Genomic DNA, 5152 nt, shown 5'->3' with positions numbered 1-5152 from the left:
TCAGTCAAACAGTTGTTGTTATCAAATTAATAACCCTCCTACTTCGTGTTTGCACACTTATGAGGAAACGTGTCGCACAAAGGATTATTTTATTAAGTTCTCTATGAATTATTTTCTTCTATCTCTTGGCTTTCTTCTCTTATTTGACCAATTAATGAAACTACTGAACCGACTGCTTGGACCCAACTCCCCGTAATCACTATAAGTTGTCCATCCTCCTCATCACCTTCCGAAATTTCCTCCACTTTATCCCGACTAGCTTTCAATTCCTATATCCCACCTATTGATGTAACACCACCTAATGCTTGTATCCAATTCCCTGCAATTACTAATTTTTTTTGTGTTTCATCTTCAAAGTCTATAATGAGTCCTGTTAGAACCGTTACATTACCAATTGATTGGATTTCGTTACCAATCAATTCAAGGGATATTTCTCCTTGTCCATCAGCTTCCAGACCGTTCCCCGTTGCCTGTAATACATTCCCCCATATGTTCAAGTCTTTGCTTAATTCGCTGTTCAATCTTTTTAAAGGTGTACTCCCAATCGCAGCAATAATTGTCCCTACTGCAACAAACCAAGCGCTAGCTATCTCCTTAATCGGATCATCCATTCTCAATCTACCCCGTCATTAATTTATTACTTACAGGATATGAATTTGCGCATATCCATGTTAATATCCTACTTCTCTCCCCTTGAATAAAACTAAATATTACGTCAATAATATAGATGACATTAGATTTTTCGCCTTGTTCCCCCTTGGAGATGAGCAGTTAGTTTTTGCTAACTGCTCTTATATTTATAACAAATATAAGATTCTTTAGAATGATTCTTCCTTATTTCTCAATATAAGGAGCCTTGGATTTTCATTAAAACTCCTGTAGTATATAAACAAAGAGTAAGGTAAGAGTTACTCTTTGCCATTTTAGGAAAGGTTCTGTTGGAGACAACAGGACCTTTTTCGTAAAGAGATGGTTTTGTTTAATTTTTCGCCACTATCTACAAAAATACATCAAAATCTTTATATATTAAATTATTTCAATAGATTAGGAGTAAATCAAATGCCAGTTACACTAGAACTTATTCTTTTCATTCTTATAGCAATTAGTGCTGTTGGCTATTTAATAAAAGAATTTCAAAAAACTAGGAAAAGAAGACTTGGAATTTCAATAGAATTTTTGGTTCTTTTCTGGTCAATATGGAGAATATCGACTATCATAATCTAATTTGTAAAATATAATCTCCCCTGAATAAAACTTAATATTCCGTCAATACTACAGATAGGCTGTTAAACAGCCGGAAATCTCTTGTGTGTAACCTTACTAATCGAGACTTCCTTCAAGACTGAGCAGTTAGCTTTTGCTAGCTGTTTTTCATTTGAAATCAAATAGTGTTTTTGTTCAAAATAATGCCCCATTCATTTGGACACATTTACCACTATTTTTACCAAAAAATTCATGACATGGTTAATTAGTCGAGTACGTCATTACTTGACGATTACCCTTAGAATCCCCGCAGACAAACGGGGGTTCTTTTATTTAAATAGCTTTAACTAGACAAGCATATGTTATTGTATGGAGACCTTCCAAGCATAGCAATCTACCTTTCAAGGAGCATACTTATTAGTGTGCTCTTTTCATTTGCTACTAAATAACGATTTGTTAAATTTTTTCGCCTTTTAACTGGACAAGCATATGTTATTGTATGGAGACTTTCCACTCATAGAAATCTACCTTTCTTGTCAAAGAGCATACTTATATGTGTGCTCTTTTTCGCTTGTTATGAAATAAAGATTTTGTTCATTTTTTTGATACATTTATGAAACATTCATGTGTTATCTTCAGTAAGTCCTTTTAAAAACAGAAAGATTTATTATGTAAAAGACCCTAGTCCCCTCTAGGGCTTTTTACGTTCAAATAAGGATTTTATTAAAAAACTGCACATACATTAATCATGATAGGCTTTTCGATATGAGTCTTGGTCATAGGGCGCCTTAAAAAGCGCTCTTTATTTTTATAGTGACAGGCTCAATAACTCCAAGTAACAAATACAATATAAAAAATTCACTCATGAAAATCTGATTACGATTTTTTGAATTTTTTATATCTCATGAGACATTCACCTATCTTACTAAGAGTGCATATAAAAATGTGCTCTTTTTATTTGTTGTTAAATAAGAATTTTGTTTAATTTCCATTAACCGTTTTATCCACTTTACATATAGTAATATCACATGGAATTTCATAGGTTTCTCTGGACCAGTTACCTTGTATTCTTTGTGAATCTTGTGGAAATAATCCGTTTATGACTAACGGGTTCTTTTATTTATTTTTCATACAACGATTATGCGTTGGGTTCATCAGTATTGAATTGGACAAACGAATCCGTCGTCACCTCAAACAAATGACTCTTGGAGAGTCGATGAAACCTATATAAAAGTAAAAGGTCAATGGATAACTTATTCCTTACAATGGTAAAAGTGCTATAGGAATCTCGCAAATCCAAAAGTTATATGAATCATATTTTGAAGTTTTACGATATGAAATAAATGTCCTTGGATGGAAAGCAACCGAATTAAGACATTTTATAGGTCGTCTAGGTGAATTCTTTTGTGTTCTTTATACGAATGACGAGCTATCCAAAATGACTAATCAGCATGGATATGATGTCATCAAAGATGGGAGAAGAATAAGTTTTAAAACAACTGCCCAAGGAAAAGGTTTTATCACGATCAATCAAAATACATTCTACCAATTCGATGATTTCTTCGTAGTTCAGTACAAAGATGATGATTTAAAACTATTATTTTACGGGCCAAAGGCAGAAATTCCATCGCTTAGACCATATGGGAATAATTACGAGGTCAATATAAGTTCTTTAAAGAGAATAGAAAAGACACTCCTTTAAGAGTGTCTTTTCCTATATTTTTTTAGCAGAAGCAACTGTATCCGATAATGATTAATAGTATAAAGAGTACAACGAGTAAAGCAAATCCGCCACCAAAACCGCAGCCTTCGCCGCAACTACCACCATAGCCCATAACAATAGTTCCTCCTTTAGATAAGAGGGTGAAACTAGGGTTCATTCCATGTATTTTAACGGGTTCACTTTACCTTATGTTTTTATGCCTGAATTGAGCAGGTCCTAAAAAAAAGACGCCATAAGGCGTCCCCCACAATTGGGTAGATAAGGTTTAGTTTTCTAATTTAAAGAAATTATGTATCACACCTTGAGAGTATATCATAATATCTATTAAATTTAATATTCTATGCATTATTACATAAAAGAAAAGAGACCTTAATGTGCCTTTCTACTCTGTAACAAATTTAAATACATAGTACATAAAAAATAAACAAGATAGATATGCTAGTCTGCCAGCAATCAATTCTTTCATAAATTTCATAAGTATCACTTTGACAAGCAATGCTAAGAATAACAGTATAAACAGTACCATAGCAAGTTTGATCGCTATGGCATTTATAGTTGGGTTAAACGGTTCAAAATTAATTATGATATTCACTTACTTTTCTATTTATCCTTTTATTTTTATAATACAATTTATATTGTTTTGTCCACTAAAAAATGACACTTTAAGGTGCCTTCCTCTCACTTAAACCACCCAATCTTGAAATTTTTACATTTTAATAGGAAATATCAGGAGGTTAATTTTCATTTTTATGTTAAAATATTCAATATTCGTATTGATATTAGGGAGATGAATAGTATGTCTGGTGATTTCAACATGGATTCTAATTATTATGTAAGTGGTGCTGAAATCTTAGAGTTATTAGGTAGTTTAAGTCGTTTATTAATTGTACGTGAATTGGTTGTAAGTGGGACTTTAACAGTTTCTCAGTTGAGTGCTGCGACGCATATTTCGGAACCTATGATTTTACAACACTTACGCAAACTAACTATAGGTAATATTGTAATTAGCGAGCTCAAGGGTACAAGGCTTTATTGTAGAATAGAAGATAAGAAAGTTATTGATATTATCAATTTATTAGGATTATTATATTAAGTTTTATTTGATGTCTTTTTTTGAATTTAAGCACTTTATAATTGAAACAATAACAAATAAAAAAGACACCCTAAGGTGCCTTCCTGCGACTTGAACCATCGTATTGTAATATGGTATCGGATGCCAATCCAATTATTATTTTACCACGTTAAATAATTTCGGTTATTGAGAAATAATAAAAGCCCTCTTTTGAGTGCCTGTTTCTAATTTATTACATCCTTAATTGATTGTAAATTGATTTGAATACGTGAATTCACCACGATATTTAATTGCAGCTACATAAGTACCACTTGTATAGCTATCTGTGATAGGAGTTTGCCAAATTTCTGTTCCAGGAAGAAATTCTGGTTCTATTGTTTGGAATCGTTCTAGGGTACCATTTGTGTGGACTTTAAAAATTTTCATTTGCGCACCAAAATGTTCTCTACCAAAGTGCTGTGTTAAGTAAAATGTATCACCAGTTATTAAATCCCCAATTTTCCAATCAGGTTGATATGTACTTTCCACGGAACTTTCCAGATCCACAATGGTTTTAAATCCCCAATCATCATTAAATGGATCTGAGTAAGCTGCAGTAACTTGTGAGGTAGGCTTAATCATTTCTATTGCAGTAAACCCGCTAAATGTTAACGCCCCAATTAATACTAATTTTCCTAATTTCATTATTGTTTCCCCCTATTAATTTTCAGAAATATTAAAAATCAGAAGTCATACACACATAATAATATAATTTATTGTATTATATTTCAAATATTTTCTAAAAAAATCCATAAACATAAAAAAGACACCCTAAGGTGCCTTCCTCCGACTTGAACCATCTGAATTTTAATAATATGTATTGGACTCCTATCCGAATATTATCTTATTATTTCTCATGAAAAGACACTCTCAGATTTCATCTGATGACCATATTTTGTGTGATTTTGTAAAAAAATGTAGAAATTTAAGTTGAAATATTACATTATTGTTAGGACTTATTTTTTATATATTAGGGGTTCTACCACATCGCTATCAAGCTAAGCTCATGTAACGTCAATGATAGGCGAGATTGTTTCTTTTTTTCGAAAGTCTATATGTAGGTGCTTTAAAGATTTGCATACGAAATAAACCCTAACGGGTTTCCTTTTTTGAAT

At 32.3% G+C, this 5152-nt stretch carries 4 protein-coding genes and 3 pseudogenes; 3 read left to right on the top strand and 4 right to left on the bottom strand.

Annotated features, from left to right (window positions below):
• Positions 1–101: 101 nt before the first annotated feature.
• Positions 102–611: pseudogene (locus MR155_RS30500) on the bottom strand (DUF6944 family repetitive protein).
• 1708 nt (positions 612–2319) lie between these two features.
• On the opposite strand from MR155_RS30500, the pseudogene MR155_RS30495 reads away from it, so the two are divergent.
• Both MR155_RS30495 and MR155_RS30490 read left to right on the top strand, forming a co-directional pair.
• Positions 2320–2454 (top strand): annotated as a pseudogene (locus MR155_RS30495) (IS6 family transposase); the annotation flags it as partial.
• Between the two features lie 19 nt (positions 2455–2473).
• Positions 2474–2905: pseudogene (locus MR155_RS30490) on the top strand (DUF6998 domain-containing protein); the annotation flags it as partial.
• Positions 2906–2927: 22 nt separating this feature from the next.
• On the opposite strand, the gene MR155_RS30485 reads toward MR155_RS30490, so the two are convergent.
• Both MR155_RS30485 and MR155_RS32110 read right to left on the bottom strand, forming a co-directional pair.
• Positions 2928–3038, bottom strand: a complete 111-nt coding sequence (locus MR155_RS30485; RefSeq protein ID WP_242312035.1) for a YjcZ family sporulation protein — start codon at positions 3036–3038, stop codon at positions 2928–2930.
• Positions 3039–3308: 270 nt separating this feature from the next.
• Entirely contained in the window at positions 3309–3518 is a 210-nt protein-coding gene (locus MR155_RS32110; protein ID WP_151304159.1) for a hypothetical protein, read from the bottom strand.
• A gap of 204 nt (positions 3519–3722) precedes the next feature.
• On the opposite strand from MR155_RS32110, the gene MR155_RS30475 reads away from it, so the two are divergent.
• Positions 3723–4019 (top strand): ArsR family transcriptional regulator, encoded by a 297-nt coding sequence (locus MR155_RS30475; protein ID WP_242312034.1) that lies wholly within the window; start codon positions 3723–3725, stop codon positions 4017–4019.
• A 219-nt stretch (positions 4020–4238) separates the two neighbouring features.
• Here the strand turns inward: MR155_RS30475 and MR155_RS30470 are convergent, their stop codons facing one another.
• Positions 4239–4682 (bottom strand): DUF5065 family protein, encoded by a 444-nt coding sequence (locus MR155_RS30470; RefSeq protein WP_151304161.1) that lies wholly within the window; start codon positions 4680–4682, stop codon positions 4239–4241.
• Positions 4683–5152: the final 470 nt, after the last annotated feature.

The organism is Bacillus cereus group sp. BfR-BA-01331 (assembly GCF_022663915.1).
Taxonomy (GTDB): Bacteria; Bacillota; Bacilli; order Bacillales; family Bacillaceae_G; genus Bacillus_A; species Bacillus_A mycoides.
Note: the sequence above shows the minus strand (reverse complement) of the source record. Positions and strands in the feature narration are given on the sequence as shown.

Excerpts from the sequence above, each read along its gene's own strand:
- MR155_RS30485 (WP_242312035.1), bottom strand. The coding sequence starts at position 3,038 with ATGGGCTATGGTGGTAGTTGCGGCGAAGGCTGCGGTTTTGGTGGCGGA.
- MR155_RS30475 (WP_242312034.1), top strand. The coding sequence starts at position 3,723 with ATGTCTGGTGATTTCAACATGGATTCTAATTATTATGTAAGTGGTGCT.
- MR155_RS30470 (WP_151304161.1), bottom strand. The coding sequence starts at position 4,682 with ATGAAATTAGGAAAATTAGTATTAATTGGGGCGTTAACATTTAGCGGG.